We start from the raw sequence: 26343 nt of genomic DNA on the forward strand, positions 1-26343 counted from the left end.
CATTAAACATGTTCAATGTCATTTCTGTGAAAGCAGGAATCTAGTTTTTTAATCTAATTATATACTAAATTTTTATATAGTTTGCTGTGTTTTTATCATTTTTTACTGAATTCCTGCTTTCGCAGAAATGACATAAATAATCAGTCCATGCTGCCTCTTTCTTAGTATAATGACTTATCTTTGCTATACTTATCCTAAAATTTATATAGATAGGTATTTATGATTACTTTACTTGTGGCGATAACAGGATTTATGAGTTCAATAATTCCTGAAATTTTGAAAATATATAAAGATATTAACGACAAAAAACACGAGATAAATATTTTAGACCGTCAAATTGCTAATAACAAAAACTTAATCAGTCTAAAACTTTTACAGAGCTGACCATATCACAAGAAATGGTAGAGTAATATTCTCTTTACTCCACTTATAAATCAGGTGTTAGTTGGGTTGATGCTTTAAATGGCTCGGTAAGACCCGTGCTTGCCTATAGCTTTTTTGCAATGTATGGAGGAGTTAAATATGTTCAATATAAATCGTTCAAAAGTTCTGCTCTGCTAGTTGAATATCTAGATATATTATGGGGCATAGAAGATCAAACTATTTTTGCGGAGATTATTAGTTTTTATTTTGGGCAGAGTACTTTCAGCAAATTATGGAAATATAAGACTTGAATTTTAAATAGATAATTTTATATATTTAAATTATATAACTAACAAAATTAATGGTGAACAAAATTAATGGTGGTTTTATGTTAAAGAGCGTAAGATTATATATTCCGTCTATAGCAGCTATGATTTTATCTAGTAATATTGCAATAGCTAATAAGAATTATGATTCCGGTAATGCAACGCCACTGCGTCAGGTAGCAGATTTAATAGATAATCAAATTACAAATATTGATAATTTATTTAAAAATAGATTGCTGCTTTATGAATCTAATAGCATAAAAAGCAATTTTATTACTAAAGATAAGCAGTATATTATTATTATGGAAGTACCTGGCTTTGATAAAAGTCAAATTAAGGTTAAAGTAAACGGTAATAAATTATTTATTACAGGGAATATAGAAGAAAAAAATAAAGCTGATGATTCAGATAATTATATGAATAAAAATTTTAATTATGTAATATCATTATATGAAGATGTAGATCAGGCAAATATCTCTTCAAGCCTTAAGAATGGAATACTTACTATTATTCTACCTCGTATTGAGATTAAAGAACAAGAAGCAAGAGAGATAGTCATTGATTAATCAAACATTGCTAAATATTAGCATTTAATTTTTCTGAAACAAAACCTTTCTCTATATAGTTAGGTAATTTTATTAGCTCATGCTTTAGTTCATTATCTACTCCTATGGTTTCAAATTTTCGATCGACTAAGAAAATTATAGGTTTAGTGTTATGAATAAAGAAGAAGTCAAAATTCGGTTTGTTATCAAAATATCGATTAACACGAGGAAAATAATAAGCATGAGTAACAATAGCAATGTCGGCATTACTTAAGTCAATATTACCGTTTTCATGCTCTTTATATAGAGTGTTAAATTGTCCACGCCGGTATTGGTTTGGTATTCCGGCAGCGTAAAAATATAAAAATTTTCTTTTGGATAATCGGTAATAATATTTTTATCAAGCGCTTCTTGTAGTAATTTATTATCATACGCTCCGCCGTTAAACAAAATCATCGGTCCGTATTTTTTCAATTCTTCATATGTTAGGCTAGATATTTGCTTATCAAGTTTTTTATTTGCTACTTCTCTTGCAATCTCTATCTATGCCAAGCCTCATCCTATTATATCCGTCCTCTTTATCTGCAGCCTCTATATTTTGAGTATCGGAATTGATAGGTATTTTGATATAAGAATGTCTTGCGGATTTTTTCATTAGCAGGATCACACTATAGATTATTTACGGTTATTACCTGCTCAAAATGTTTATCTTGAGTAAATTTTTGATAACTCTGAAATCCTAGCATCGAGGCTATAGCTATAATAAATATAGAAATAGCAGTAGTAAAGTTTTTCTAGTTTTTCATGTTGCGATAAAAATAATAAGGTTGAAATATGAAAAGGTCATACCAAAGCTTGACCATGGTATCAAGAAAAATAACTTTTAGTAATTTATTCGCTTTTTAGCTTTGCTAGATCTTGAGGGGTAGGCAGGAATTTTTCAAGCTTTTTAGGTAATGTTGCTGTAAGCTTAAATTGTGATACTCCTATTGGTTTTTGGATGCCTTCTATAGCGTATTCTACAGTAATACCTTGTTTTGCTTCGCACAAAATTAATCCAATTGTAGGATTGTCCGAATTATCTTTAATTGTGCGCTCCATTAAATTAAGATAAAAAGTTAGTGTACCGGCATATTCCGGCTTAAACTTGCCGGTTTTTAATTCAATAACAACATACATAGCATTTGAGTTTTATGTGATAAAAAACTAAATCCAAATAATAATCTTCTCCCTCAAGTTCTATATGATACTGATTGCCAACAAATGCAAAACCTTGTCCTAACTCTAATAAAAAGTTTTTAATATTATCTATCAATTTATTTTCTAAATCTCGTTCTATTATTTTACCTTGAATATCTAAAAATTCTAAGTTATACGGTTCTTTTATAATCGACCTGGCTAAATCGGACTGTAGCTCAGGTAAAGTATTGGAAAAGTTATTTATACCTTTCGCTGACCTTTCATGTAAGTTACTTTTAATTTGCAAAGATAATACATTTCTTGACCAAGCATTGTCGATGGTTTGTTGTGCATACCAAATTCTTTGATTTATATTTTTTAGTTTTGAAAAAATAATAATATTATGACTCCATGCGATTTCTCTAACCGCCTGTTGGAGAATTTGGTCATTATTATATTCTGCAAAAAACTGACGCATATAAGAAAGGTTTTGATATGATAATCCTTGCATTTTAGGAAATTCTTTACACAAATCATCAGAAATATTTTGCATCACTTTTGATCCCCATTTTTCTTTATTCTGACGTTCTAAAATTAATTTTCCTATATGCTAATAAAGCACTATCAATTCTTTATTTGCTGCTAAATGGGCTCTAATACGAGCTTTGCTAATTTCTTGTTTTAAATTTTTGATTAAATTAGTGTATGATTCATTACTTAAAGTATTGCTCATTGATTTTCACTACTTCTTACCACCTGCATTCATAGCAAGGTTTGCGGAAACAAATTCTTCAAGGTCACCGTCAAGCACTCCTTTAGTATCGGAAGTTTCATAATCGGTACGTAAATCTTTTACCATTTGATAAGGTTGCAAAACATATGATCTAATTTGATGTCCCCAGCTATTATCGGTTTTAGCGGCATTCTGCTCGTTAACGCTATCAGTACGTTTTTGCATTTCAAGCTCATAGAGTTTGGCTTGAAGCATTTTCATAGCTTGAGCTTTATTTTTATGCTGCGATCTATCGCTTTGGCATTGTGTTACCGTACCGGTCGGTATATGAGTGATACGTACAGCTGAATCGGTAGTATTAACGTGCTGCCCGCCGGCTCCCGATGCTCTAAAAGTATCGATTCTTAAATCTTTATCCTCAATAGTAATTGCTATATTATCATCAATTTCGGGATATATCCAGCTACTTGCAAAGCTAGTCATTCTTTTACCGGCTGCATTAAACGGAGAAATACGCACTAATCTGTGAACGCCAGCTTCGGTCTTAAACCAGCCGTGAGCACGCTTTCCTATTATCCTAATCGTGCATGATTTAATGCCTGCCTCTTCGCCGTTAATCATATTGATTATTTCGGTTTTAAAGCCGAGTCTTTCGGCAAAACGCAAATACATACGCATCATAATAGACGCCCAGTCATGGCTTTCAGTTCCCCCGGCTCCAGCATTAATCTCTAAAAAGCAATTATTACCGTCTGCTGCACCTGAAAACAAACATTCCGTTTCAAATTTGGCAGCAATGATGCTTAAATTTTTTAAGTCCTGTTCAATTTGTGAAAGTGTTTCTAAATCGTTTTCGGCTTCAGCCATTTCTTCAAGTTCTAAAGCATCTTTTAAATTGGATTTGAGTTTATTAAAAGCGTTTAGTTTTTCTTCTAGATTACTTTTTTCTCGCAGTAATTTTTGAGCATTAGCCTGATCATTCCATAAACTAGGATCGGCTGTTAACTCTTCTAACGCGTTCAGTCTTTCAGTTGATGCTTCAACGTCAAAGTGACCTCCAAAGTAGTTCTAAAGACTGCTCAATTTTTTTTACATAATTTTCTATTTCAGCTCGCATTATTTTTTCCTGTTATAAATTTCGATTTTGTTATATATTATCGTGGTTTAGTGTCATGCTGCGACTTGATCGCGGGATAACAGACAATAAACAAATGCAAATTATATCACAATAATTATGAATCATCAAAAATATATAAGGAACTTCTCAATAATTGCCCATATTGATCACGGTAAATCTACGTTAGCCGATAGGTTAATTGAACATTGCGGCGGCTTGCAGGCTAGGGAAATGAGCCAGCAAGTGCTAGATTCGATGGATATTGAAAAAGAGAGAGGTATAACTATTAAGGCACAAACCGTGCGGCTTGTATATAAAGCTAAAGACGGTAACACCTACTATTTGAATCTAATGGACACTCCCGGGCATGTCGATTTTGCTTATGAAGTTAGTAGGTCACTTGCTGCTTGTGAAGGCTCGTTATTGGTAGTTGATAGTACGCAAGGAGTAGAAGCACAAACGCTTGCCAATGTTTACCAAGCAATCGAGAATGATCATGAGATTGTACTGGTGCTTAACAAGCTTGACCTACCGGCGTCAGAACCTGAACAGGTTAAGCAGCAAATAGAGGATATAATCGGAATCGATACAAGTGAGGCTGTGCTAATCTCTGCTAAAAGTGGTATAGGGATTGATTTAGTTTTAGAGGCTATAGTAAATAAATTACCTCCGCCAAAAGAAAGTAGTTCTGATATTTTGAAAGCTTTGCTTGTTGATAGTTGGTATGACCCATATCTTGGCGTGGTTATTTTAGTACGTGTTATTGATGGCTACTTACGTAAGAATATGCGTATTAAAATGATGGCTACTAACTCAGTTTATACCGTTGAGAATGTTGGCTATTTTACTCCGAAAAAACATATTTCGGATGTTCTGCATGCAGGCGAAATCGGCTTCTTTACTGCGGCTATAAAGCAAGTAGCGGATTGTAAAGTTGGGGATACTATCACTGATGAAACAAAGCCTTGTGAGCAAGCTCTACCGGGTTTTAAACCAAACTTACCCGTAGTGTTTTGTGGTCTTTATCCAACGGATAGCTCGGAATTTGAGCATCTAAAGGATTCACTGGCTAAATTACGCCTTAATGATGCTAGTTTTGAGTATGAAATGGAAAGTTCTTCGGCACTCGGAGTAGGTTTTAGATGCGGCTTTTTAGGGCTGTTACATTTAGAGATAATCCAAGAACGTTTAAGTAGGGAATTCGATTTAGATTTAATCACTACCGCTCCAAGCGTGGTGTATAAAATTCATATGCGGGACGGTGAGAACTTAGAGATACATAACCCAGCAGATTTGCCTGATTTACAAAAAATCGAATCAATGGAAGAGCCTTGGATTAAGGCAACTATAATGGTACCTGATGAGTTTTTAGGTGCGGTACTATCGCTTTGTACGGAAAAGAGAGGGATGCAGCTTGATCATAGCTATATAGCAAATAGGGCTAAAATAATTTATAAATTACCGCTAAATGAGATAGTTTACGATTTCTACGATCGTTTAAAAAGCTGTTCTAAAGGTTATGCAAGTTTTGAATGGCAAATGGATGTTTATAAACCTTCCGAACTTGTTAAGCTTGGGATTTTGGTTAACGCAGAGGTGGTTGATGCACTATCCACAATCGTACACCGCTCACGTGCCGAGCAAAGGGGGAGGGCATTATGCGTAAGGTTAAAGGATTTAATACCGAGACAGCAGATTGATATAGCAATTCAAGCAAGTATAGGTAGTCGTATTATCGCGCGTGAGACTATTAAAGCCCTACGTAAAGATGTGTTATCTAAATGTTACGGTGGTGATATAAGTCGTAAACGTAAATTACTTGAGAAACAAAAAGCAGGTAAAAAGAGAATGAGACAGTACGGTAATATCGAAATTCCGCAATCTGCGTTTATTGCAGCTTTAAAAATAGGTGATGAATAAAACTTTTTTATTTTATATAAAGAAAACGCTAGACGTTATAATAAAGATTTGTTATAAGGAAGTATCTGAATCTTCCAGATGCTTCTAATGTTCCTCGGTAGCTTAGTGGTAGAGCAAACGGCTGTTAACCGTTCGGTCGCTGGTTCGAGTCCGGCCCGGGGAGCCATTCCTCAACTTTTGACAACTTTACGAATGAATCAAACGGCGAATGCAGCATAAAGTCAAGCTTTTTGCCTGTTAATTTAATTGAAAACACAGTTTTTATTAGGCGTCTTTTTCCCTCAGCATTCGACAAAACACAATATTGATGTGCATTGGCAACTAAATTTAGTACATCTATCATTTTGTCCGTAAAACAATCATTACCTTTATTATGCTCTGCTATCTCTAACATTACTTTATCACGACGTGTTGTTAATTTATATTTATCTTCTTCGTATTCTTCATTTGTAAATATACCGTCTAAAAGTTTACTTCTAAGCTTATCAAGGCTATTTTTTACACTGATAAGCTCTTTATTTCATTCTGTTATTCTTGTGTTATAATAATCTTTTTCATATTTTGCCGATTCTTTAACACTTTTAATTATGTTGCTCAATAAATCAGGCTCAATATACATTGATGCAAAAACTTTTTCTATTTGTTCTATAATTCTTGAGTAACAATAGGCTTGTAAATATAAGGGTAGTATTTGTTGCCTTTTTTATAATGTATTACTCCGTGATAAAAAGTATTATTTAATATTTTATGTCAGGCAATGGGGCGTATTAGATGTGTTAGTTAACCCTTATGCACTTGGTACAAGCGACAGTATAAGAATAAGATTTATGTAGGATATCGATATTGCCATAAGACATCCTGAATCTTTTGCCATTGCTAGGAAATGATCAACTAGCTTTTCTTGCTGTTTCCATAGTACGAATACGATTTAATATGAGGCCATTCATTACGCTAGGTTAATTTTAAATCATATCTTGCTTGTAAATTAATCCATAACTGGGCTGAAGTGTGAAAATATTTACCTAATCTCAGTGCCATATCAGTCGTAAGAGTTCGTTTGCCATGCACTAGCAACGCTAAGTAAGAAATCATCGCCTATTCAACTATCAAAACCGACAGTACTGCTGGTTGAGTTAGATTTATAACCGCTTAGATTATTTTGTGCCTTTTGAGGACTATTGCCGACAAAAGGACTAGCCCACGTACTGAAATCTACTGCTGTCTCATCACCGGCAGAAATAGAGAATATTTTTAAAGCCATAGATACGGAAGAAAAGATAAGGGAGTTGTTTGATAAAAATTATCAAGTTCAAGAAGAAAAAATTGATAATATAGTTAAGTCACTAAATGAAGAAAATAAGTTTGCGATACTTCGCAGAAATCTAACTAATAAAAGTACCTCAGAAATAAAAAATATAGTTGAGAAAATAAACAGAATGCAAGTTGATATAGGTAAAGTATTGTTATTCGGTAGTGCAGGAATAGGTAAAACCACGTTAATGCATTATCTATCTTATAAATGGGAAAAAGAAAAACTATGGAACAACAAATTTGATTATGTATTTAGAATCAGGTTAAAGGAATTGTTAAGCTGGACAGTACGTTATGGTACTAATATAGATGACGATATAGATATACTAAGTTGTTTTGTCCATTATTGTTTAGATTCTAACGATATAAAACTTGAAGATATAAAAAGCATACAAGATAAAGATAGGATATTATTACTACTGGATGGTTATGATGAGGTAGCGTTTTTATCACAGAGTAATCGTGATTACCGAGATATTATGGATTCGGTATTGCAGTATAAAAATATCGTAATCAGTTCTAGGCCTAATGCGGTTGGTTATAGTGAGGGAATAGAGCAATATGTACATAAAAATTTTGAGTATGATCAAGAGCTTGGCACACCATTAAAAATCTTTTTGGATACTCATGGCCAAATAAAAGAAATATGTGCAGTTCCTATCAATACTGCATTAATATGTTTGGTTTGGAGCGATCAAGCAATAAGGGATAAATTTCAAAAAAAACAGTAATCAAGATTTTAATATAAGTCGTTTATATAGTGAAATAATAATTTGTTTTTTTCTAAATGCCTATTATTAAGCCAGTTTATTATTTTACTATATAAACGACTTAAATATAACAATAAAACTGAAGCTAATAATCACTTAAAAAACAAAATGAGTTTTTTAGAGCAAATAGCTTATGAGTCGTTTGTTGCAACAGGGAAGTGAGTAGAGAACAAAGTAGTAGAAAGCAAGAAAGATATATTAGATATAGACGAAGTTATAGAACAAGGGCTATTAAGAATAGAAGGGCAAAATTTTCAGTTTATTCATTTAACATTTCAAGAATATCTAGCTGCATGTTATTTAAAAAATCAGTTAGCAGATAACAACACAAAATATACAGCAGCAAATTTTATAGGTGCGCATCGAAACGATCCGAAATATCTAATGACTCTGAAGTTTCTAACAGGGATGGTAAGTAATGAAAATAATCAAGAGTTAATAGAAATATTTTGGAAAGCTGTAACATGTAATGTGGATAGGATATTAGAGTTAGGGATTGAAAGAAAGATTATACTATTAATGCATTTATTAGCTCAAAGCAACATTAACGGGAAATTTGATAGTAGAATACCGAATTTAAAACAAATACAATATTTAATAGATGAAGTTGTGCTAAAAGATATTACAGGTTGGGAACAACATATAATAGACAGTGGTTATTTATCGGAAGCGATTGTTAAAACAGTAAATGAAAAATTACAAAATAAAAAAAACGGACCCTCAAGAATTGAAAAAAGTTATAGGAATCATCACAGGATTAGCAAATAAGAAATGAATGGGGCAGTAAAACAAAAATTTATAAGAAGTTAACAAGCCTATTAGAAATTAAAGATGAACAATTACAAAAATTAGCCCAAATATTAGATGAGACGATAGATAAGACAGTATTACAGGAAAGTTTAAAAAAAATAATACCGTTATTAAATAAAAAGGTATTAAATGAATATGTAAATATAATATTGATTGAAATAATTAATATTATGCCTAATTTAGATATAAAAATATTAAATCAGGTAAAAAAAAATTATACAACAAATACTTAGTTACTAAAAGCTTAGTTAAGATAGTAAATACAACACCTAATATAGCACCCAAGGCAATTTAATGCACTGCAAGCATTATTTAATGATCCTATAGAAAATTTCAAGTGCGAGGCAGTTTCAGTTTTAGTTGAAATAGTAAAGGCAAAGCCTAGTTTAGTAAAAGAAGCATTGAACATATTGCAAACACTAATCCGTAATGCCTAATTATGTCAAATTTGATACTGTGCAATGTTTAAAATCAGAATAACTATTTGGTAACCCTAATAATGAAATTTTATATCAAGCTACTTGAGAAGCTTAACTGAAATGCTAAGTGTAATATATGAACAATAAGCTTTAAATACACTGCAAGATCTACTAAATGATTCTAATATTTATATTAAGGTTACGGCTGTTGTAAGCTTATAGTTAATATATATTGTACCAAGTTTAACATTAGCAATATTTAGTATATTGAAAGAAGTATTAAACGATTCCGGCAACGAAGTCAAAATTGTAGTTATTTGGAGCTTAACTGAAACAGTACGTATAAATCCTAGTTTAGCCCAAGAGACATTAAAAATATTGAATACACTACTTAATAACCCTAGTAATTATATTGAATTCACAATCGCCAAAATCCTAGGTTGGATAATACAAATAAACCCCAATATATCACATGACGCATCTAAAATACTGAAAAATTTATTTAGTAATTCTGACAAATCGGAGTCTGCTTTAAGTTTAGTTGAATTAGGAAAGGTAAAACCGGTAGAAGAAGCATTTAAAGTGTTCAAAGATATACTCAGTGACCCTTATGTTGACAGATATGTTAAGTATGCAGTTGCTGTAAGTTTAATTAATATAATAAATTTAAGATCATTTGATAAAGCTAGTTATAAACAAGTTAATAGGTTAATAAAAATAATTGATCTACATAGAACTCAAAATTTTGATAAGGATTTATATTTAGAAATAGACGCCCAAACCCTCTACACACAATAACCGATTACATCACTCAAGAATATGAAAAAAGTAAAAATCCTGAAGTAATAGAATGGTTTATTGCGAGTTTTAACGAATTACCGAATATAAGCGAAACGCAAATCTTTTTAAAAGAAGTATGTAAAAGCATATTAAAAAGCGGTGTGATAAATGAGTTGAGTGTAAGTTTATTTTAAATGGTATAAAGAAATATAATTTTACTTTTACGGTATCGGTTAGTAAAGCATCAGGAATAGAAGGCAAGATAATATTTGAAGATAGAAACTATGAAATGTTTACAACCGATAATTCAGCAAGCAAAATAGTAAGTTTAGAGGAGTTTATAACTAAATTACTTGCAGAAACAGACGATCCGTTAGCAGAACAATATAAAATAAACCTATATAAATTTGGTGAGGATAATTTAAAGAAAATAGCCACTATAGACAAAATATCTCATGCTTGTTTTGGTTCTCTATTTAAACTTGTTTGTGCTTTCTCATAGCCAAGCATAAATTCTTTATAAAAAATTAAATTGTAAAGAAATCTATACTGTTTTATATAAAAGTCAATAGGAAATTGCGCTTTATACGAAAATCCGAAAGTGAAGTGCAACTTATTATTAATTTATGTTATCCATTTTGTCAATATAATTGCACTAGTTTAAAGCGGTATGTCTGTGTACCTGAGCATTCATCACAAGCCCAAAGCCGATTAGCATGGATGCGATCATTGTTCCGCCGTAAGAAATAAACGGTAGTGGTACGCCTACTACGGGAAGCAAGCCCATAACCATAGCTATATTAATAAATACGTGAGTAAATAAGATTGAAGTAATACCTATTACTATTAATTTACTAAAAATCTCTCGGCAATTTGCGGCAATTAATAAAGAAATAGTTATAAGTGCAAAATATAATATTAGTAAAAACATTCCTCCTATAAAGCCGAACTCTTCAGCGAAGGTAGCAAAGATAAAGTCAGTTTGATGTTCGGGAAGAAAATCCAAATGGCTTTGGCTACCTTGATTTAAACCGCGTCCAAATAGGCTACCTGAACCTATAGCGATTTTAGACTGAATAATATTATAACTAGCACCAAGCGGATCATGTTCGGGATCTAAAAAAACCATTACCCGTTTTTTTTGATAATCATACATCATATTCCAAGCAATAGGTAGGCTAATAAGAGCAGCAAGACCTAGTATTATAAAATATTTTATTCTAAGACCTGCCGCAAAAAATATAATTGCCGAAACAATTAAAACAATCATTCCCGTACCTAAATCTGGTTCTCTAATTATTAGAAAAGCCGGTATTAAAACTCCTATAATCGGTATAATAACTTTATGAAATTTTGTAAGATCATCAATTGTTAGTGAATGGAAATATCTAGCAAGCATTACTACAACGGCGATTTTTATCGGTTCGGAAGGTTGAAGCTTAACTATACCGATATCAATCCATCTTTTACCGCCCATGGCAGTTGAGCCAAAAAGCTCCACGGCTACTAGTAAAGCGAGTACGCACAAATAAAAGATATACGATAACCTAAATATTATGCGTAAATCAATTAATGCAATAATAATAGCTAAAGGCAAGAATATACAAAAATTTATAATTTGTTTGTAAGCCCAGGGCTGCAAATTACTATTTGCTGCAGAATAAAGCACAATGAAACCAATACAGCAAATTAAGCTAATTAGTACAATTAAAGTAATCGGTAATTTTTGTAATTGTTCTAGATAATTTTTATGCATTGTTTTTGTATTCAGTAGAGGTGTTGTATGTCATTCCTGCAAAAGCAGGAATCCAGTACTTTAAAGCTTTTTAAAAGCTCAATTTATTGCGCTTGTTCCTGGCTGCCTGCTTTCGCAGGAATGACATAACAGGATTCCAGCCACAAATCTGCTAACTAAACCTCAACATCAAACACCTTAAAAATAAATACTAATTCGTCAGCTATCTCTTTCAGATAATCAAAACGACCGGCAGAACCTTTATGTCCCGTATCCATATTGGTTTTTAATAATAAGGGATTATTGTCCATTTTTAGTGCTCGTAATTTTGCTACCCATTTAGCAGGTTCCCAGTAACCTACACGTGGGTCGGATATACCGCAAGTAACGAATAGAGCAGGGTAGTTTTGTGCTTTTACGTTATCATAAGGGGAATATGATTTAATATATTCAAAATATTCTTTCTCTTTCGGATTACCCCACTCATTATATTCCAAGAGAGTTAACGGTAAGCTTTCGTCAAGCATGGTATTCAAAACATCAACAAACGGTACATGCGCGATTGCTGCTCTATAGATTTCCGGTTTTTCGTTGAGTATGTAACCGATTAACATACCGCCGGCACTACCGCCCATTATTACTATATTGTTGTTACTTGTATATTGCTCGTTAATTAAAGCTCTACTACAGGCTATGAAGTCTTCAAATGTTCTTTTTTTGGTTAAAAACTTAGCAGCTTCATACCAATCATGACCTAGATCATCGCCACCTCTAATATGAGCAACTGCGTAAATAAAACCACGATCGGCAAGTGTTACTGCTGTATTTCTAAAATTGACGGGCATAGCGATGCCATAAGCACCGTAACCCATTAGATATAAAGGATTTGAACCGTCTTTTTTAAATAAAGATTTTTTATAAAACAAGGTTATAGGTACTTTTACATCTTCATTATCTGCAAATATTCTCTCTACTTTATACTCCTCCGGGTTAAAGCCTGAAGGTATTTCGTGGCTCTTTAATATCGTTAATTTATCGCTATTAAAATCGTAGCTATAAGTGGTATTGGGTCTTGCTAGAGAAGAGTAATCTATTCTGATATCGTCTTCCTCAAAGTTTGTAGAAAAACTACTTGCTTGGAAACTTTCGTCGGGAAAATGAATTGTATTTTCTTGTAAATCTTTAAATCGCTTTATTTTAATTAGCGGTAAACCTTGGTCACGATAGTGTAAGATTAAATAATTATTTGTAACATTAAAGCTTTTTAAATATTTGTCTTGTTCTTCCTTAATATAAATATCATCCCAGCTAGTATTTTCAAAATTATTTACCGGCAGTTTTATAACATGGAAATTTTTAGCTTTATAATTAGTTTTAATATAAAAATAATCGCCATTATATTCTATTTCATAGAATATTTTGTTTTCTGCAGCTCGTACTAATTTAGGCGTAAAACTATCATCCTGCATAGAAATTACGTAAATTTCATTTTCATTATGATCGCCTGAATTTATAAAAATATATTCATGACTTGCTGATTTCTTGCAGCTGATAAAATGAAGAGGGTTTTTTACCTCGAATATTAATTTATCCTGAGTGACCTCTTCACCTAGACGGTGAAACATTACCTTATCCCAGCGTTGATTCTCATTAATAGTAATATAGAAAAAGCCGTTTAAGTGTTCATGCCAAATTATAGTAGGCGCTACAGCTAAATCTCGATCGCTTGATACAAGCGAATTTTGTGGCATTCGCCTAGGCTCACGTACATTTGTACGTTCCGCAGGCTTGTCCTGAAATTCATCTTGTCTGAAGCGATCGAGATTTAGCTGTACATTGCCTAATTCATCAGGTAAGTATTTTTGTTCTTTAAGGTTATATATTTTGATATTGTATTGTTCATTACCTGTAAAATTAACACTATAAGCCATTAAATTGTGATCAGGTGACATTGCAACTGTAGCAACATCAGTAAAACTGCTATTTGGAGCAAGAAGGTTGACATCTAATATTACTTCTTCTGCTGAATCCATATTATTATGCTTTCTGCAATATATCGGATAATTTTTATTCTCCTCTACTCTATGGTAATAGTAATAATCTTTGTTCTTAACATAAACCGATTCATCGTCTAATTTAACCCGTCCTTTTAATTCTTCAAAAATCTTTTCCTTATCATTTTGCAGAGCGGCAAAGAAATTTTCGGTATATTGATTCTCAGCTTTTAAATAATCTAAAATTTTAGAGTCTTCTACATTTGGCCACTTAGGATCACGCAGCCAGTGATAATCATCGTTTATTGTTGCTTCGTGAACTTCAAAGCTGTAATTTTGTTTGTCTGTTATTGGTGGTTTCATGTTTTTTATTTTTTTGTGTTGTTATGCCTAAAGTCGTCATTGCGAGGAGCCGTAGGTGACGCGGCAATCTAGTAAAATAATACAAAAATTCTGTAATCAGAATTGTTTACTAGATTGCTTCGTTGAAACTTACAGTTTCTTCTCGCAATGACGATTTTGGTATCTATACAAAAATGACATCGAATTATTGTAGTGTTAAAATCAAACTAATTAATAGGAATAATACAATCAATATAGCAGTTTGTTGATTATGCCAAGCAGATATTTTACTTAAAATATTATCCCAAATAATCTTAAAATTAAGATATTCTGCCGCATCTTCGTTATTGTCTGCCGTTTCTTTATATTTATCGATACTGAAATATATAAATTTTTCAATATATTGGTATAGGTCAAGGTTTATGTTTTCTGTCGAAATGCGTGGTATTTTTCTAAATATTAAAGCCAATAACAGTGAGATGGCAAGGATCACTAGCTTAAAGTTAGCAGTATGTGATATTTGAATAGGGTAGAATAAACATATGCATAAAGTTATGATGCAGAAAGAGAGGTAGGTTATAGTTCTTATGTAATCCCCGCGAAAGCAGGAATCCAGAAATATTATAAAGCTTTTATTTTTAAGGTTTTTACTGGATTCCTGCTTTCGCAGGAATGACATAAAGAGAGATGGGAATGACGTAGAACTCTCCATTAACAACCCAAATAATACGGTACAAGTCGCTATCTTGGAAAATAGCATTACACTATTCTCGTTTAAAATATTAGCTATTTCATCTTTAATATAAGACGAACTAATAGGCAGTATAGATGTATAGATCAATATACTAATAACAAATCCGCTTAATAAAATAAAATTAATTTGAGTATTCTGAAGATCTTGGTAATTTTTAATATCATACTCATCTTCTATATAAGCGAAATATAAAGCAAATAATCCGTTATATAATATATGTATGAATATAAAGCTTGTAATAAGATAAGCTATATTTGGAGAGTTTATGCTAATAGCCGTTAATATAAAACCAAGCTGTGATACGGTAAGATAACATATTAATCGTTTAAGTTTTTTTTCAATTAGAGACAATACTAATCCGTAAATGATCATTGATATCCCAAAAAACTTTAATATCTCAAGACCGCTAAATAATTTTAAAATGATAATTAAAATAACTTTAGTAGTAAAACTAATTAAATATACAATACCGCTACTTGAAGCTATAGGATAGCAATGAACCACCCAGCCGTTTACAAAAATAGTCGAGGCATTAATTAAACAACCTGCAAGTATGAATATTGCTGGTAACTCAAAATTATTTACTGATGCCGTTAAAGAAGTAAAAGTCGTATTACTTGTTGTTTGGATTAGAAGAGTCATACCGATTAAGATTAGCCCGCTGCTGAATAAATGAGTGAGGAAATATTGACGTGCCGGTTTTATCTTTAATTGGTCACAAAAAATAATTATGCAGGCAAAAATCGTCATGAATTCAAGCGAGATTATCATGGAAATAAAATCAGCTGCAAATACGCATATAATAGAGGATAAACAGTATAAACTACCGATTAAGCATTCTAATTTTCTATTTTGGGAAATTGTATAAAGATTTAAGATAGCAGTAACAATTAGAAATGCTAGAGCTATTAGCTGATTTTGTGGGTGAAAATCAAACATCAGCTCAAAATTAGTAAGCGGAAATGTACACTTGGTATTTTGAATAAACATTTTAATCCTTAGCAGAAACTGTTAAAACCTCTAGTCCCTGGATTCTTTTAAAGTCTTTTACATTTAGAGTTAATATCAGAAAACCTTTTGTAATAGCCGTTGCTGCAATAAGCATATCATGAGCTCCTATAGTTATACGTTGTGTGTATAAATCATGAGTAATACGTGCATATGTATATACTTCTTCAATACCGAAAGGTAATATAGTAAACAGACTTTTTACGTATTCTATAAAAGCTAAACATTTTATACGTTTATTCTCATTCTTGACTCTATCTACTCCTATTAATAGTTCAGTTAACACAATAGGGCTAATATAAGTCTGACCGTAAGGTGACCATTGCTTAGTACTTACCTTTTCTCTTTCTAAAGCTATGATTATAGCAGTATCAATAATTAATCCCATCTTTCAACCAATTTTTTAATATCTTGTTTAGTATTGTGTCTTATTTCTTCGCGATTTTTCATGAATTGATCAGCATCTTCAGGATCAAGATGTGGACCATTTTTAAAAGCTTCCTCTAAGTCTCTTACTGCTACAGAAGGCTTGATTTCTGCAGGCGTAATCCTTGCTACGATATGATTACCTTTTTGAACGTCAAAGCTTTCGCCTTTATAGTAAACTCTATTCATAATATCTGAAAAAGATCGTACAAATTCTGTTGCTCTAATAATTTGTGCCATATTTATCCTCAAAAATAATTACCATATTTATACCTTTGATACTTCAAGATGTGGTACGTCAAATTTCGGGATTCGCCTGTGCTCACTATTGTACGCTGTGTAGGTGCACTGCTTATTTGACTTCCAACTTTTGAAGTATCTACGGTATACATATTATATGATTATGTGTAGATTATGTAAATATGTTTATGTAATATAAGCTAAAAATTCTCTGATTAAGATTTGAATAAAATAGAAAAGAGTTACGGCACAGCAGCACATTATTATACTAATTTGCATAGAGTAGGGGAGTGGTTTTGTTACGTTAGATTCTACTAAAGAAGGTTTATAAATAGAGCTTAATATTTTGAGCAGGTAAAGGCTTGAGAATATACTACTAGCTATTACGACAATCATAACAATGATTTGATGCTGTTCGCTTGCGGCAAGTAATATTGAGAATTTGCTAATAAATCCGCTAAAGATAGGCATACCGATTAAGGATAATGAAGAGATAGATATAATAAAAGAAATTAAAGGAAATTCTTTGGATGTACCATGTAAATTCTGTACTTGATTGGCTTTCTTTAAACTGTAAATACTTCCCATACTATAAAATAAGCAGATTTTTGTAAAAGAATGTGAAACTAAATGGAGTATTGCGGCTCCAAGTGCCTTAGGTGTTAACATGAAAGCACTAAGCAATGCAAGGCTTAATTGGTTCATAGTGGAGTAGGCGAGTATTTTTTTGATATTATCCGTGTCTAGGGCTTTGATTGAGCTATAAAATATGCTTACTATCGGTATAAAAATTAACCAGTTAAACTCGGCAAATATCATTTGTAAATACGATAAACCGAATATATATAATAGGATTTTGTAAATACAAAATAATCCGGTTTTAACCACTATTACGGCATGCAGCAAACTACTAATGGGGTAATGTGCAACCATTGCAGCAGGAAGCCATGAATGCACCGGAAAAATTGCAGTTTTAGCAATACCGCAAATAAACATTAACAATAAAATAATTGACTGGTTTTTGGAAAAATAATTTTCTACTAAACTTCCACTTGCAAAATCTCCGTTACCGGTTTTAGTATAAATAATTATCACTGCCGGTAAAAATAATATTGTGGCAGAAATCATCAGAATTTTTAGATATTTATATAACCCGCTAAGTACTATATTATTTTTGGTATGTCCTATTAAAAAAGCTGTAGAAATAGTTAAAAGCTCATAGCAAATAAACATCGTGAATAAGTTGCTAGATAAAGCAATTAAAACACCGATTAGAATAGTGAAGTTAAAGAAAAATAAGAATCTAGAAGAATAGTCTATATTATTAATAGCAAGATATTTAGGAGTGTAAAGTAAAGCACAAATCCATAAAAAGCCTATTAAACTTAAGAAAATAAGCCCTAAAGGTTCAAGATGGAATCCTATAGAGTAATTACCGCATATATTAAATTCAAACCCTGCTCTAATACCTTTTAAAAACAACCAGTCTATAATTAAAATATTACCGAAGAAAAAAATAGCGATAGTAATAAGTAAAAAATTACGTATAAAGCTATCTTTTTGAGTGGCATACGGGCTAGTTAAGTTTAATACACCAACTAGCAAAGTTGATAGAATCAAAAGACTCGGAGTAGTAAATTGTGTAATCATGATAAGCTGTTATACTTTTTTTGATAGTATGGTTAGCGCATTACCTGTATGGCTTTCTATGTCATGCCTAGCTAAAAGTGGGGAAATCCAGAAAAAGCGAGATAAATCGTGCTTTTAGTTTTAAAAACTTACTGTGTTTATATTTTTTAATTACTGGATTCCCGCTTTCGCGGGAATGACAATAGTACCATTTTATAATGGTAAAATAACGATCCTACGGAGCTAAGTAAAATTATAATAAAATCTAATAGTAGATTTTGTGTTAATAATAATTCAAGAATATTTACTTTGATAAAAAATAATGGACTGATAGGTAAGCCACAGCTGCACATAATAGCAATTATTATTAAAACTTTGTTAGGCTCTCTTTTATAGCTTCCATTATAAGCATCTATCAAGAAAAGAGCTATTTTATTTATACTATCCGTAAGTAATAAACTTGGTAAAACTATTATACCGTTTTCGGTTACGTATAATAAAAATACGTAACCTATTTGAGTGCAACATGAATAAATTATAATATTCTTGAAATCTTTTGTTTGGTAAGCAAAATATGGGGCTATAATAAGAGTAGCTAAAGCGATAGGTTTTATAAAATTTGTAATAGCCGTTTTAATTGTCTCATAGCCTATAATAATATAAGTAAATTTATATATTATATATATTCCTATTATAGTAGAAATCCCTGCTAAATATACTAAAATAACTGAAGCCGTGTTATTATAAGCTCTCATCATCCAAAAATGCATAGGGAAAAAAGCTGTTTTTAAAATAGCACCTATTAAGAAAAAACCGATAGCTATAGTGATTATACGGGAATTAGTATGTGCTTGTAAATACGCTGCAATTTCTGCCATATTCAAACTACCCGTAATGCTTAGCAAAAATCCTATAGATATAAGAATAAGAGTTGCACCAATACTACCTATTATCAAATAATCAAAAGCTCCGATTAAAGATTTTGGATTATTACCTGAGGCTATCAGTACATAGCTACTCAGTGCCGAAATCTCTATAAATATATATAGATTAAAAAAATCGTGAGTAGCCATCATCCCTAAATAGCCCGTATGAGCGAATAATAATATACCGTAAAATAAAGATTTTCTATTATTGTTTATATATTTTAAGATAGTTTGATTAGTAATCTTATGACAAAAAACTAAAAAGAATAATAAAACCAAGTTAAGATAAATAATAATAGCTTGGTTTAGTGCATTTAGCCGATATTCTATTCCTATTTTTGAAGTCCATCCTCCCATGGTGTAAGATAGCTCCGTATTTTGTATAATGCTATATCCATAAACACTGACCAAAAGGCTAGATAAAATACAAATCGTAGTAATTATTCGTGCAAAGGTAATAAAGCGAAAAGATATTATTGAGAGTAAAGCCCCAAATAAAGGGAATAATATTTGTATGATAGGGACATGGTGAGCTAGAATCATTTATCAAAATTAATTTCATTTTCTGATATTGTACCACAATGTTTATAAATTTGATATATTAAACTTAAAGCTACGCTAAGAGTAGCAAACCCAACTACTATAGCAGTTAGCATTAATACATGAGGCAAAGGGCTAGTGTAAGTAGTGATGCCCTCTTGGAAAATAGGTACACCGCCTGTTTTAATTTTTCCGATACTTAAATACAATACTAACACCGAACTTTGAAAGATTCCAAGCCCGATAATTTTATGAATATAATTACGACTTGTAAGCATTATAAATAAGCCGCTAGTTAGTAAGATCAAGGCAAAGAAATATATTAAATTATGCATAATTATATTGTTATTGTAAGAAAAGTATTGTTACGTGAATCAGTTTCATCGTCATTGCCGTAGTGACGTTGGTAGACATTAATACGCTTTGAAAGACTGATTAAATACGCATGTGACTTTTTTGCCCTTACGTATAGCGAGCTTAGGAAAAACCTGTTCAAGGATCACCATATTAGGATTATCTTGAGCAAGGCGATAATTTACTAAAGATTCTCGAAGTGAATCATCTACAGCAAAAATACCGGAAATTTCAGCGTTTTTATCTCTAAATTGCAGATAAGTAAACTCGCCGTCATCAAAAATTTTAATAGGAGCTATTTCTTCGCTGCCGCTAATATAGTAATTAAAGTTATATTTTTCAGGATGAGTCAGGTCGGGACTTGCTAGGGCAGCAGAAAAAGTTTGCATATGACCGCTCATATTGTCATTTTCGTCATCCGGATAAAGAAACTTTACGTTAAAGACCATTTCAGGATCACGCATATCAAGAGTTTCAGCGGCATATAGTTCAAAGAAGTACGTCCGTTTATTAGTAATTAAAGTCATATTAGTAGTAGCATCCGGTTCCATCGGTTTAATAAAAATCCTATGACCGGCAGGTACTATTTGCCATGAAGTAGTATCTCCCATAGAAATACTTACTATTTCCTCGTCTCTTGCTAGTTCTATACTTGCTTGATAGCCGTAATATCCTGTGAATTTGAAAACATCGTCAGGGTTATAAGTCATAACTCTGAGACGTGGGTCTCGACCTAGAGGTCGTGATATAGTAAGAGCCAATACATCTAATGTAAGTATTATAAAAGTACAAAATATTATTAGTTGCTTCATATTATTTCTGATTTTTATTCCTTAATAACTTTAGCTTGTAACTAGTAACGGTAAAATTGAACGGCATATCAGGTGATGTATTTGTACTGATAGAATCCATTATAAATCCGATTCTTGCTTCCCATACCATATTTTCTAAAATTGCATCCGTACTATTTTTTGCCAATGATTCAAAAGTAACAACTGCCTCGTTATCGTTTATATTGTTAATTGATAATATATTAATTGAGCGTCTATATAGTTTTTGATATCTTATGACCGGTGATAATGGGTTATCAATATTCATAAAATTAGCAAATTGCATATAAACAATACGCGTAGAAGCATTTTTGATAAAGGTAAATTGTTCTTTTAATATATCGTAATTGTATTCTTCTCGTTGGTTTACATAATTCTGAAGCATAATATTTGCAATAGAGGTATAAGGCTTTACTAATGTTGAATGTTTAGTATTAGTAATGGCAGCTTGTTTTTCGGCATCATCTTTTATTAAATAATTTACTTTTTTGTTTATAGGTAGCAATATGGTGATATTTATACAAACTAAGGTTAATAATAAGGTAAAAATCGTGCATATTAAAAGCAGAAGACTTCTATGACTGAACGGTAAGATATACTTAAAATTATACCATTTTCTTGCATCAATAAAATATTCGCCGGATTTTATATATTCTTGTATTGCGTTGGTTAATGGGTCCATAATGACTAGATTAATATCTCATTTTATTCTGTTTTAACACTCTATCATAATTATTATAATATGATTATGATTGAATTTAATGTTATTTAAGCTATAAAACAAGTTTATATTGTTGCTACAATACCAAATATTGTTTAACTTTAAAATTAAAATAAATAAATTATAAATTAAAATTATACAATAACAATTATTGATGGTAGTTATTATGTTATACTCATCCCACTTGAAAAATTGGCGACAATGTCTTTATAAGTCTGCAGGTAGCCACGTATTAAGTATACGCTCTTCTCCTAAGCTGCACTTCGTATAACTACTCTTTATTTACTTCAGAGTATAATCGTTTACAATCTTTTTAATATTTTTTTATATTTATAAATAGATTTTTTTAAAAAATGCTTGTGAACTATTGTATAGTAAGGTAATTTTAAAATAGTAACAAGATAATTTAATAATGTATAATTAGAATGTTAAAATCATTAAAGCTTCTATTAGTATTAATTATGCTTGCTCAATTGTTGTCATGTACCCCTTCAGCTCCTTATGAAATTAAAAGCCCGTGCGTTGCTGCTGATATAGATAATGGTTCGAGTGTAAGCGTAAATCCTTGTGTAAGAAGACCTGTTAATTCAGTAAATATAGTATAAAAGTAATAGTTTGTAATAAGAAAAATACCTTTGATATGAATAATATATTTGGCTTCTTTAAATCAAGTAATAACTCACAAAGCGGTTCAGGAGATACACAAACGCAAGAAAATATTAAATCGGCTAATCCTTTAAAAATGACTCAGAATTGGTATGAAGAGCGATCTGATAAGTTACTTGTTCAACGTAACTTACTTATCATATTAATAATACTACTAACCATTTTTATGGTTATAGCAACTTTAGTAATAGCCTTTGTAGTGAAATCTAAACAGTTTGAGCCTTTTGTTATTCAGCTTAATAGTAATACCGGACGTGCCTCAGTGGTAGAACCTATTTCATCACCAGTGTTAACGGCGGATGAGTCTCTTACAAGGTATTTTATAAAGAAATACATAACAGCACGGGAAACATATAATCCGGTTGATTTTGCAACGATAGCTCGTACGACAATAAGATTATTTTCAACAAGCAGTGTTTATTACAATTATCTTGGCTATATAAGAAATAAAGATTTTGATCCTACTTTAAAATATAAAGAAGCAAATACTACATTTTTAGTAATAAAATCATGGTCAAAAATCGCAGCAGATAAATATATAGTTAGATTTTCCGTAAATGAAACATCAGGAAACCAATTAGTTTATAATAAAATAGCGGTAGTAAGTTATGCTTATGTGCCTATGCAATTAACAGATTCAGAACTTGATGTAAATCCGGTAGGGTTTCAAGTGAACGGATATAGGGTAGACGATGACAATAGTTAGATTTTATTTTTTAGTTTTTATATTATTAAGCGGTTTTACAGTACAACGAGAATGTCCACTTGTAGATGATCCATGTAATAGTAGTAATAATTATGTAGATGATTTATCTATAACTAAAGATAATAGGATAAAAACTTATATATATAATCCAAATGAAGTTTATTTATTAGTTTTGCATTTTGGCTTTCAATCGCATATAGAATTTGCTAAAAACGAAGAAGTCCAAAATATAATTCTTGGGGATGCTTATGCTTGGAAAATAACTCCTTTGGCAAATAGATTATTTATTAAGCCTCTTGAAAAAGATATTCGTACAAATATGACTATTATAACTAATAAAAGAATATATGAATTTGATATCGCTTCTACGGAACTTATGATGGGTAACGAAAGGGATTTAGTATATGTAATTAAATTTTACTACCCTAAGAAAAATAGTAATTACATGGCAAGATTTTAATCGATGTCATTTCTGCGTAGATATGTCATTGCGAGCAAGCCGTAGGCTGCGTGACAATCTTATGAAATAATACAAACTCCTGAGATTGCGGACGTACAATTGCTCTGAGGTTTCCTCGCAATGACGGAAAAATCGATCCACGCAACAATGACAATAAAAACACTTTAACTAATATAATTTAGATATGGCTGAAGAGCAAAATAACAATCATAATACCGGTGCTTTATCAGGAGCAGATTCTCCTGAAGTACAAAGAGAATTATCAAAAGTTGCGGTTAGCTTTAATAAGAGTATTGCGATAGTAGTCGTAATTTGTGGTATTTTTATATATATTTTTTATACTCTTTTTTTCGGTACTGAAAAAGAAGAAATACCGGAGACTCAGATACCGAGTAATATTGTAAAACCTGTTATGGAGGTTGATGATAATATTCCGGAGATTCCAAAGTTACCTGATCCGCCTAAGCTTGAGACGCCCACCGCTCCTCCACCGCCTCTCCCTCCGGTAGTAAAAGTTCCACCGGTCTTACCTCCTACTACTCCTGTAGAAGAGCATAAAGACAAAACGCTTCCATTGCCGCCGGTTTCGTTGCCTTCGACTTCAGGAACGTTAGTTGAGAGCGATGCAGAGAAGCAACGTCGTGAAGCAAAAAGAAAATCAGCTATAGTGTTAATTGGTGGTGTAGAGCCTAAAAAAACACCGGAACAGATTACAGCAGAAACGACCTTTAAAGATCGCGGTGATATGTCTTTGGTTCTCGGACGCGGTAAATTAATTGATGCAGTCCTTGAGACGGCAATAAATAGTGATCTCGGCGGTGAAATAAGAGCCATTATTAGTAGAGACGTATTTTCTGAGAAAGATAAAGTGATATTGATACCGAAAGGGTCAAAAATATTCGGTAAATATGCAACCTCAACTTCGTCCAGTAGTTATGGTAGAGTTTCTATAATATGGGATAGAATCGATTTAACGAGCGGTTATACTATAGAATTCGACTCACCTGCAGTTGATAATTTAGGTAGACCGGGATTACAAGGAAGAGTTGATAATAAATATAAAGAACAATTTGCAAATGCCGTATTACAATCCGGCTTTAATATAGGGCTTGCTAAAGTCCTTGATAAGTTAGTGCCGCCTCCTATAGCTTCTCAGGCAGCGGCTACCAATAGTGCTACGGCAAAACAATTGTTAAATACTGCTCAAACTATTGCGTCTAATACCGCTATAGATGCCAATACTCGGATAGTTACAATTTGTACTAATATACTTGCTGCTATTACCGATAAAACTTCGACTGCTTATACTACTATGACTCAAGCATGTACAACCGCACAAACTGCTTCTTCAGCGAATACTGCTGAGCAGAGACTTCAAACCTTAGTACAGGCAGTTAATACGGCAGCTTCAAGTTTGCTTACTACTACCTCTATAGCATCAACTCCGACGCAAGCACAACAAGCTTCTACTGAAGCTTTTACGGATGTAACGCATGTTGTAAAAAATATGATAACTCAGCAGCAGTTTAAGCCGACGACAACGGTTAATCAAGGTACGCCGGTTAGAATATACGTTAATAAGGATTATAAATTCCCAAAAGCCGTTTTATTAAAATCGAAGGTAATGAAATGAGTGAAGAATTTGCAGCCTTAGAGACGTTTTTACTTCCTTTTAAAAATTTATTTGCTGAAGACGGTATTAACGAAATTATGGTTAATAAGCCCGGAGAAGTATGGGTTGAAAAAAAAGGCGATATATATTCTAAGCAAATACCGGAACTGGATAGCGAACATCTACTTGCATTAGGGAGTTTAGTCGCTCAATCTACCGAACAGATGATTTCAGAAGAAAAACCGCTTCTTTCGGCAACTTTGCCGAATGGCTACCGTATTCAAATAGTATTTCCTCCTGCTTGTGAGATAGGACAAATCATTTATGCTATAAGAAAGCCTAACGGTATGAATCTAACTTTAGATGAATATGCTAAAATGGGGGCATTTGATGATACTGCAACAGAGAGTTTAGTAGATGAAGATGCAGTAATTTTAAATAATTTCTTAGCTGAAAAAAAGATTAAAGAATTTATTAGACATGCAGTTGTTTCAAAGAAAAATATCATAATTAGCGGCGGTACTTCAACCGGTAAAACTACTTTTACTAATGCGGCACTCACTGAAATACCTTCAATAGAAAGATTAATTACTGTAGAAGATGCTCGTGAGATTGTGCTATCACGCCATCCTAACAGAGTGCATTTACTGGCTTCCAAAGGAGGACAGGGGCGTGCAAATGTGACTACTCAAGATTTAATAGAGGCCTGTTTGCGTTTAAGACCAGATAGGATTATAGTAGGTGAGCTTCGAGGTAAAGAAGCTTTTAGTTTTTTGCGTGCTATTAATACAGGTCATCCCGGTTCAATATCAACACTGCATGCTGATAGTCCCGCTATGGCTATTGAGCAGTTAAAGCTTATGGTTATGCAAGCAGATCTTGGTATGCCGCCTGAAGAAGTAAAGAAGTATATTTTAACCGTTGTAGATATTGTTGTGCAGTTAAAACGCGGTAGCGGCGGGAAAAGATATGTTTCGGAAGTATATTATAAGCAGAACAAGAACGCTGAGGGGATGGTTTAAAAACGTCATTGCGAGGAAATTATGCAGTAATTGACTAAGCACAATCTCAAGCCACAATCCTGAGATTGCCACGCTCCTTTTAGTTGCGCGCAATGACGTAAAAAT

General features: G+C 32.3%; 28 protein-coding genes, 1 tRNA gene and 3 pseudogenes. 13 read left to right on the forward strand and 19 right to left on the reverse strand.

The window, feature by feature from the left end; genetic code table 11:
• The first annotated feature begins 219 nt into the window (after nt 1–219).
• Both ACHBLB_RS04375 and ACHBLB_RS04380 read left to right on the forward strand, forming a co-directional pair.
• Nucleotides 220–384: a hypothetical protein gene (locus ACHBLB_RS04375; RefSeq protein WP_475840839.1), complete on the forward strand. Its 165-nt coding sequence runs from the start codon at nt 220–222 to the stop codon at nt 382–384.
• Nucleotides 385–751: 367 nt separating this feature from the next.
• The gene (locus ACHBLB_RS04380; RefSeq protein ID WP_475840841.1) at nt 752–1255 is read left to right on the forward strand and encodes an Hsp20/alpha crystallin family protein; all 504 of its coding nucleotides are present in this window, start codon (nt 752–754) and stop codon (nt 1253–1255) included.
• Nucleotides 1256–1504: 249 nt separating this feature from the next.
• Here ACHBLB_RS04380 and ACHBLB_RS04385 read toward each other — a convergent pair whose 3' ends face one another.
• From ACHBLB_RS04385 to prfB, 6 genes and pseudogenes are all read right to left on the reverse strand, one after another.
• Nucleotides 1505–1690 carry a hypothetical protein gene (locus tag ACHBLB_RS04385; RefSeq protein WP_475842743.1) on the reverse strand — a complete coding sequence of 62 codons (186 nt, stop codon included), beginning with the start codon at nt 1688–1690 and terminating at the stop codon, nt 1505–1507.
• Nucleotides 1691–1748: 58 nt separating this feature from the next.
• Entirely contained in the window at nt 1749–1889 is a 141-nt protein-coding gene (locus tag ACHBLB_RS04390; RefSeq protein ID WP_014410506.1) for a hypothetical protein, read from the reverse strand.
• A 236-nt stretch (nt 1890–2125) separates the two neighbouring features.
• Nucleotides 2126–2450: pseudogene (locus ACHBLB_RS04395) on the reverse strand (PDDEXK nuclease domain-containing protein).
• Between the two features lie 15 nt (nt 2451–2465).
• Nucleotides 2466–2966: pseudogene (locus tag ACHBLB_RS04400) on the reverse strand (PDDEXK nuclease domain-containing protein); the annotation flags it as partial.
• A 57-nt stretch (nt 2967–3023) separates the two neighbouring features.
• The gene (locus tag ACHBLB_RS04405) at nt 3024–3146 is read right to left on the reverse strand and encodes a hypothetical protein (RefSeq protein ID WP_261763522.1); all 123 of its coding nucleotides are present in this window, start codon (nt 3144–3146) and stop codon (nt 3024–3026) included.
• Between the two features lie 9 nt (nt 3147–3155).
• Nucleotides 3156–4263 (reverse strand): peptide chain release factor 2 gene (gene prfB, locus ACHBLB_RS04410; protein WP_475840843.1). Its coding sequence is split into 2 segments (ribosomal slippage): nt 3156–4193 and nt 4195–4263, totalling 1107 coding nucleotides; the frame shifts between segments, so codons are not numbered across the junction.
• A gap of 117 nt (nt 4264–4380) precedes the next feature.
• Here prfB and lepA point away from each other — a divergent pair.
• The gene (gene lepA / locus ACHBLB_RS04415) at nt 4381–6183 is read left to right on the forward strand and encodes a translation elongation factor 4 (RefSeq protein WP_475840845.1); all 1803 of its coding nucleotides are present in this window, start codon (nt 4381–4383) and stop codon (nt 6181–6183) included.
• Nucleotides 6184–6274: 91 nt separating this feature from the next.
• A tRNA-Asn gene (locus ACHBLB_RS04420) sits at nt 6275–6349 on the forward strand.
• A 785-nt stretch (nt 6350–7134) separates the two neighbouring features.
• Here the strand turns inward: ACHBLB_RS04420 and ACHBLB_RS04425 are convergent.
• Both ACHBLB_RS04425 and ACHBLB_RS04430 read right to left on the reverse strand, forming a co-directional pair.
• Complete coding sequence (locus tag ACHBLB_RS04425; protein ID WP_014362313.1) at nt 7135–7275, reverse strand: HigA family addiction module antitoxin; 141 nt, start codon at nt 7273–7275, stop codon at nt 7135–7137.
• A gap of 7 nt (nt 7276–7282) precedes the next feature.
• On the reverse strand, nt 7283–7444 hold the full coding sequence (locus ACHBLB_RS04430; RefSeq protein ID WP_475840847.1) for an autotransporter outer membrane beta-barrel domain-containing protein: 162 nt from the start codon (nt 7442–7444) through the stop codon (nt 7283–7285).
• Between the two features lie 25 nt (nt 7445–7469).
• Here ACHBLB_RS04430 and ACHBLB_RS04435 point away from each other — a divergent pair, with 25 nt between their 5' ends.
• From ACHBLB_RS04435 to ACHBLB_RS04450, 4 genes are all read left to right on the forward strand, one after another.
• Nucleotides 7470–8225, forward strand: a complete 756-nt coding sequence (locus tag ACHBLB_RS04435; RefSeq protein ID WP_475840849.1) for an NACHT domain-containing protein — start codon at nt 7470–7472, stop codon at nt 8223–8225.
• Between the two features lie 423 nt (nt 8226–8648).
• A complete protein-coding gene (locus ACHBLB_RS04440) occupies nt 8649–9032 on the forward strand; it encodes a hypothetical protein (RefSeq protein ID WP_475840851.1) in 384 nt (127 codons plus the stop codon).
• A gap of 728 nt (nt 9033–9760) precedes the next feature.
• Nucleotides 9761–10291: a hypothetical protein gene (locus ACHBLB_RS04445; protein WP_475840853.1), complete on the forward strand. Its 531-nt coding sequence runs from the start codon at nt 9761–9763 to the stop codon at nt 10289–10291.
• A 271-nt stretch (nt 10292–10562) separates the two neighbouring features.
• Nucleotides 10563–10775, forward strand: coding sequence for a hypothetical protein (locus ACHBLB_RS04450; protein WP_475840855.1), 213 nt, complete (start codon nt 10563–10565; stop codon nt 10773–10775).
• 153 nt (nt 10776–10928) lie between these two features.
• Here ACHBLB_RS04450 and rodA read toward each other — a convergent pair whose 3' ends face one another.
• From rodA to ACHBLB_RS04505, 11 genes and pseudogenes are all read right to left on the reverse strand, one after another.
• Nucleotides 10929–12029 (reverse strand): rod shape-determining protein RodA, encoded by a 1101-nt coding sequence (gene rodA, locus ACHBLB_RS04455; RefSeq protein ID WP_475840856.1) that lies wholly within the window; start codon nt 12027–12029, stop codon nt 10929–10931.
• 155 nt (nt 12030–12184) lie between these two features.
• Nucleotides 12185–14365: a prolyl oligopeptidase family serine peptidase gene (locus ACHBLB_RS04460; RefSeq protein ID WP_475840858.1), complete on the reverse strand. Its 2181-nt coding sequence runs from the start codon at nt 14363–14365 to the stop codon at nt 12185–12187.
• Between the two features lie 184 nt (nt 14366–14549).
• The gene (locus tag ACHBLB_RS04465) at nt 14550–16088 is read right to left on the reverse strand and encodes a proton-conducting transporter transmembrane domain-containing protein (RefSeq protein WP_475840860.1); all 1539 of its coding nucleotides are present in this window, start codon (nt 16086–16088) and stop codon (nt 14550–14552) included.
• A 1-nt stretch (nt 16089) separates the two neighbouring features.
• Nucleotides 16090–16494: a ribonuclease VapC gene (gene vapC, locus ACHBLB_RS04470; protein ID WP_475840862.1), complete on the reverse strand. Its 405-nt coding sequence runs from the start codon at nt 16492–16494 to the stop codon at nt 16090–16092.
• The gene (gene vapB / locus ACHBLB_RS04475) at nt 16485–16772 is read right to left on the reverse strand and encodes a type II toxin-antitoxin system antitoxin VapB (protein ID WP_012150592.1); all 288 of its coding nucleotides are present in this window, start codon (nt 16770–16772) and stop codon (nt 16485–16487) included. The genes vapC and vapB overlap by 10 nt, the downstream gene beginning before the upstream one ends.
• A gap of 30 nt (nt 16773–16802) precedes the next feature.
• Nucleotides 16803–16921: pseudogene (locus ACHBLB_RS04480) on the reverse strand (palindromic element RPE5 domain-containing protein); the annotation flags it as partial.
• A 37-nt stretch (nt 16922–16958) separates the two neighbouring features.
• On the reverse strand, nt 16959–18422 hold the full coding sequence (locus ACHBLB_RS04485; RefSeq protein ID WP_475840864.1) for a proton-conducting transporter transmembrane domain-containing protein: 1464 nt from the start codon (nt 18420–18422) through the stop codon (nt 16959–16961).
• 146 nt (nt 18423–18568) lie between these two features.
• Nucleotides 18569–19870: a proton-conducting transporter transmembrane domain-containing protein gene (locus ACHBLB_RS04490; protein ID WP_475840866.1), complete on the reverse strand. Its 1302-nt coding sequence runs from the start codon at nt 19868–19870 to the stop codon at nt 18569–18571.
• On the reverse strand, nt 19867–20202 hold the full coding sequence (locus ACHBLB_RS04495; protein WP_475840868.1) for a Na+/H+ antiporter subunit C: 336 nt from the start codon (nt 20200–20202) through the stop codon (nt 19867–19869). The genes ACHBLB_RS04490 and ACHBLB_RS04495 overlap by 4 nt, the downstream gene beginning before the upstream one ends.
• 78 nt (nt 20203–20280) lie before the next feature.
• On the reverse strand, nt 20281–21033 hold the full coding sequence (virB9, locus tag ACHBLB_RS04500) for a P-type conjugative transfer protein VirB9 (RefSeq protein ID WP_014364553.1): 753 nt from the start codon (nt 21031–21033) through the stop codon (nt 20281–20283).
• 1 nt (nt 21034) lies between these two features.
• Entirely contained in the window at nt 21035–21733 is a 699-nt protein-coding gene (locus ACHBLB_RS04505) for a VirB8 family type IV secretion system protein (protein WP_475840870.1), read from the reverse strand.
• 464 nt (nt 21734–22197) lie between these two features.
• Between ACHBLB_RS04505 and ACHBLB_RS04510 the strand changes: the two genes are divergently transcribed.
• The 5 genes from ACHBLB_RS04510 (at nt 22198) to virB11 (ending at nt 26238) form a co-directional block, all read left to right on the forward strand.
• Nucleotides 22198–22377 (forward strand): DUF2706 domain-containing protein, encoded by a 180-nt coding sequence (locus tag ACHBLB_RS04510; RefSeq protein WP_475840872.1) that lies wholly within the window; start codon nt 22198–22200, stop codon nt 22375–22377.
• 35 nt (nt 22378–22412) lie between these two features.
• On the forward strand, nt 22413–23144 hold the full coding sequence (locus ACHBLB_RS04515) for a VirB8 family type IV secretion system protein (RefSeq protein WP_475840874.1): 732 nt from the start codon (nt 22413–22415) through the stop codon (nt 23142–23144).
• Nucleotides 23131–23604 (forward strand): TrbG/VirB9 family P-type conjugative transfer protein, encoded by a 474-nt coding sequence (locus ACHBLB_RS04520; protein WP_004996190.1) that lies wholly within the window; start codon nt 23131–23133, stop codon nt 23602–23604. Before ACHBLB_RS04515 ends, ACHBLB_RS04520 begins: the two co-directional genes overlap by 14 nt.
• 184 nt (nt 23605–23788) lie before the next feature.
• A complete protein-coding gene (locus ACHBLB_RS04525; RefSeq protein ID WP_475840876.1) occupies nt 23789–25237 on the forward strand; it encodes a TraB/TrbI/VirB10 family type IV secretion system protein in 1449 nt (482 codons plus the stop codon).
• Nucleotides 25234–26238 (forward strand): P-type DNA transfer ATPase VirB11, encoded by a 1005-nt coding sequence (gene virB11, locus ACHBLB_RS04530; protein ID WP_475840878.1) that lies wholly within the window; start codon nt 25234–25236, stop codon nt 26236–26238. The genes ACHBLB_RS04525 and virB11 overlap by 4 nt, the downstream gene beginning before the upstream one ends.
• Nucleotides 26239–26343: the final 105 nt, after the last annotated feature.

It is taken from the genome of Rickettsia lanei (genome assembly GCF_056242675.1).

Excerpts from the sequence above, each read along its gene's own strand:
- rodA (WP_475840856.1), bottom strand. The coding sequence starts at position 12,029 with ATGCATAAAAATTATCTAGAACAATTACAAAAATTACCGATTACTTTA.
- ACHBLB_RS04425 (WP_014362313.1), bottom strand. The coding sequence starts at position 7,275 with ATGATTTCTTACTTAGCGTTGCTAGTGCATGGCAAACGAACTCTTACG.
- ACHBLB_RS04380 (WP_475840841.1), top strand. The coding sequence starts at position 752 with ATGTTAAAGAGCGTAAGATTATATATTCCGTCTATAGCAGCTATGATT.
- ACHBLB_RS04515 (WP_475840874.1), top strand. The coding sequence starts at position 22,413 with ATGAATAATATATTTGGCTTCTTTAAATCAAGTAATAACTCACAAAGC.
- virB11 (WP_475840878.1), top strand. The coding sequence starts at position 25,234 with ATGAGTGAAGAATTTGCAGCCTTAGAGACGTTTTTACTTCCTTTTAAA.
- ACHBLB_RS04505 (WP_475840870.1), bottom strand. The coding sequence starts at position 21,733 with ATGGACCCATTAACCAACGCAATACAAGAATATATAAAATCCGGCGAA.
- virB9 (WP_014364553.1), bottom strand. The coding sequence starts at position 21,033 with ATGAAGCAACTAATAATATTTTGTACTTTTATAATACTTACATTAGAT.
- ACHBLB_RS04510 (WP_475840872.1), top strand. The coding sequence starts at position 22,198 with ATGTTAAAATCATTAAAGCTTCTATTAGTATTAATTATGCTTGCTCAA.
- ACHBLB_RS04450 (WP_475840855.1), top strand. The coding sequence starts at position 10,563 with ATGTTTACAACCGATAATTCAGCAAGCAAAATAGTAAGTTTAGAGGAG.
- ACHBLB_RS04405 (WP_261763522.1), bottom strand. The coding sequence starts at position 3,146 with ATGAGCAATACTTTAAGTAATGAATCATACACTAATTTAATCAAAAAT.
- vapB (WP_012150592.1), bottom strand. The coding sequence starts at position 16,772 with ATGGCACAAATTATTAGAGCAACAGAATTTGTACGATCTTTTTCAGAT.
- ACHBLB_RS04485 (WP_475840864.1), bottom strand. The coding sequence starts at position 18,422 with ATGATTACACAATTTACTACTCCGAGTCTTTTGATTCTATCAACTTTG.
- ACHBLB_RS04525 (WP_475840876.1), top strand. The coding sequence starts at position 23,789 with ATGGCTGAAGAGCAAAATAACAATCATAATACCGGTGCTTTATCAGGA.
- ACHBLB_RS04440 (WP_475840851.1), top strand. The coding sequence starts at position 8,649 with ATGACTCTGAAGTTTCTAACAGGGATGGTAAGTAATGAAAATAATCAA.
- lepA (WP_475840845.1), top strand. The coding sequence starts at position 4,381 with ATGAATCATCAAAAATATATAAGGAACTTCTCAATAATTGCCCATATT.
- ACHBLB_RS04460 (WP_475840858.1), bottom strand. The coding sequence starts at position 14,365 with ATGAAACCACCAATAACAGACAAACAAAATTACAGCTTTGAAGTTCAC.
- ACHBLB_RS04490 (WP_475840866.1), bottom strand. The coding sequence starts at position 19,870 with ATGATTCTAGCTCACCATGTCCCTATCATACAAATATTATTCCCTTTA.
- ACHBLB_RS04390 (WP_014410506.1), bottom strand. The coding sequence starts at position 1,889 with ATGAAAAAATCCGCAAGACATTCTTATATCAAAATACCTATCAATTCC.
- ACHBLB_RS04430 (WP_475840847.1), bottom strand. The coding sequence starts at position 7,444 with ATGGCTTTAAAAATATTCTCTATTTCTGCCGGTGATGAGACAGCAGTA.
- ACHBLB_RS04465 (WP_475840860.1), bottom strand. The coding sequence starts at position 16,088 with ATGTTTATTCAAAATACCAAGTGTACATTTCCGCTTACTAATTTTGAG.
- ACHBLB_RS04520 (WP_004996190.1), top strand. The coding sequence starts at position 23,131 with ATGACAATAGTTAGATTTTATTTTTTAGTTTTTATATTATTAAGCGGT.
- ACHBLB_RS04375 (WP_475840839.1), top strand. The coding sequence starts at position 220 with ATGATTACTTTACTTGTGGCGATAACAGGATTTATGAGTTCAATAATT.
- ACHBLB_RS04495 (WP_475840868.1), bottom strand. The coding sequence starts at position 20,202 with ATGCATAATTTAATATATTTCTTTGCCTTGATCTTACTAACTAGCGGC.
- ACHBLB_RS04385 (WP_475842743.1), bottom strand. The coding sequence starts at position 1,690 with ATGATTTTGTTTAACGGCGGAGCGTATGATAATAAATTACTACAAGAA.
- vapC (WP_475840862.1), bottom strand. The coding sequence starts at position 16,494 with ATGGGATTAATTATTGATACTGCTATAATCATAGCTTTAGAAAGAGAA.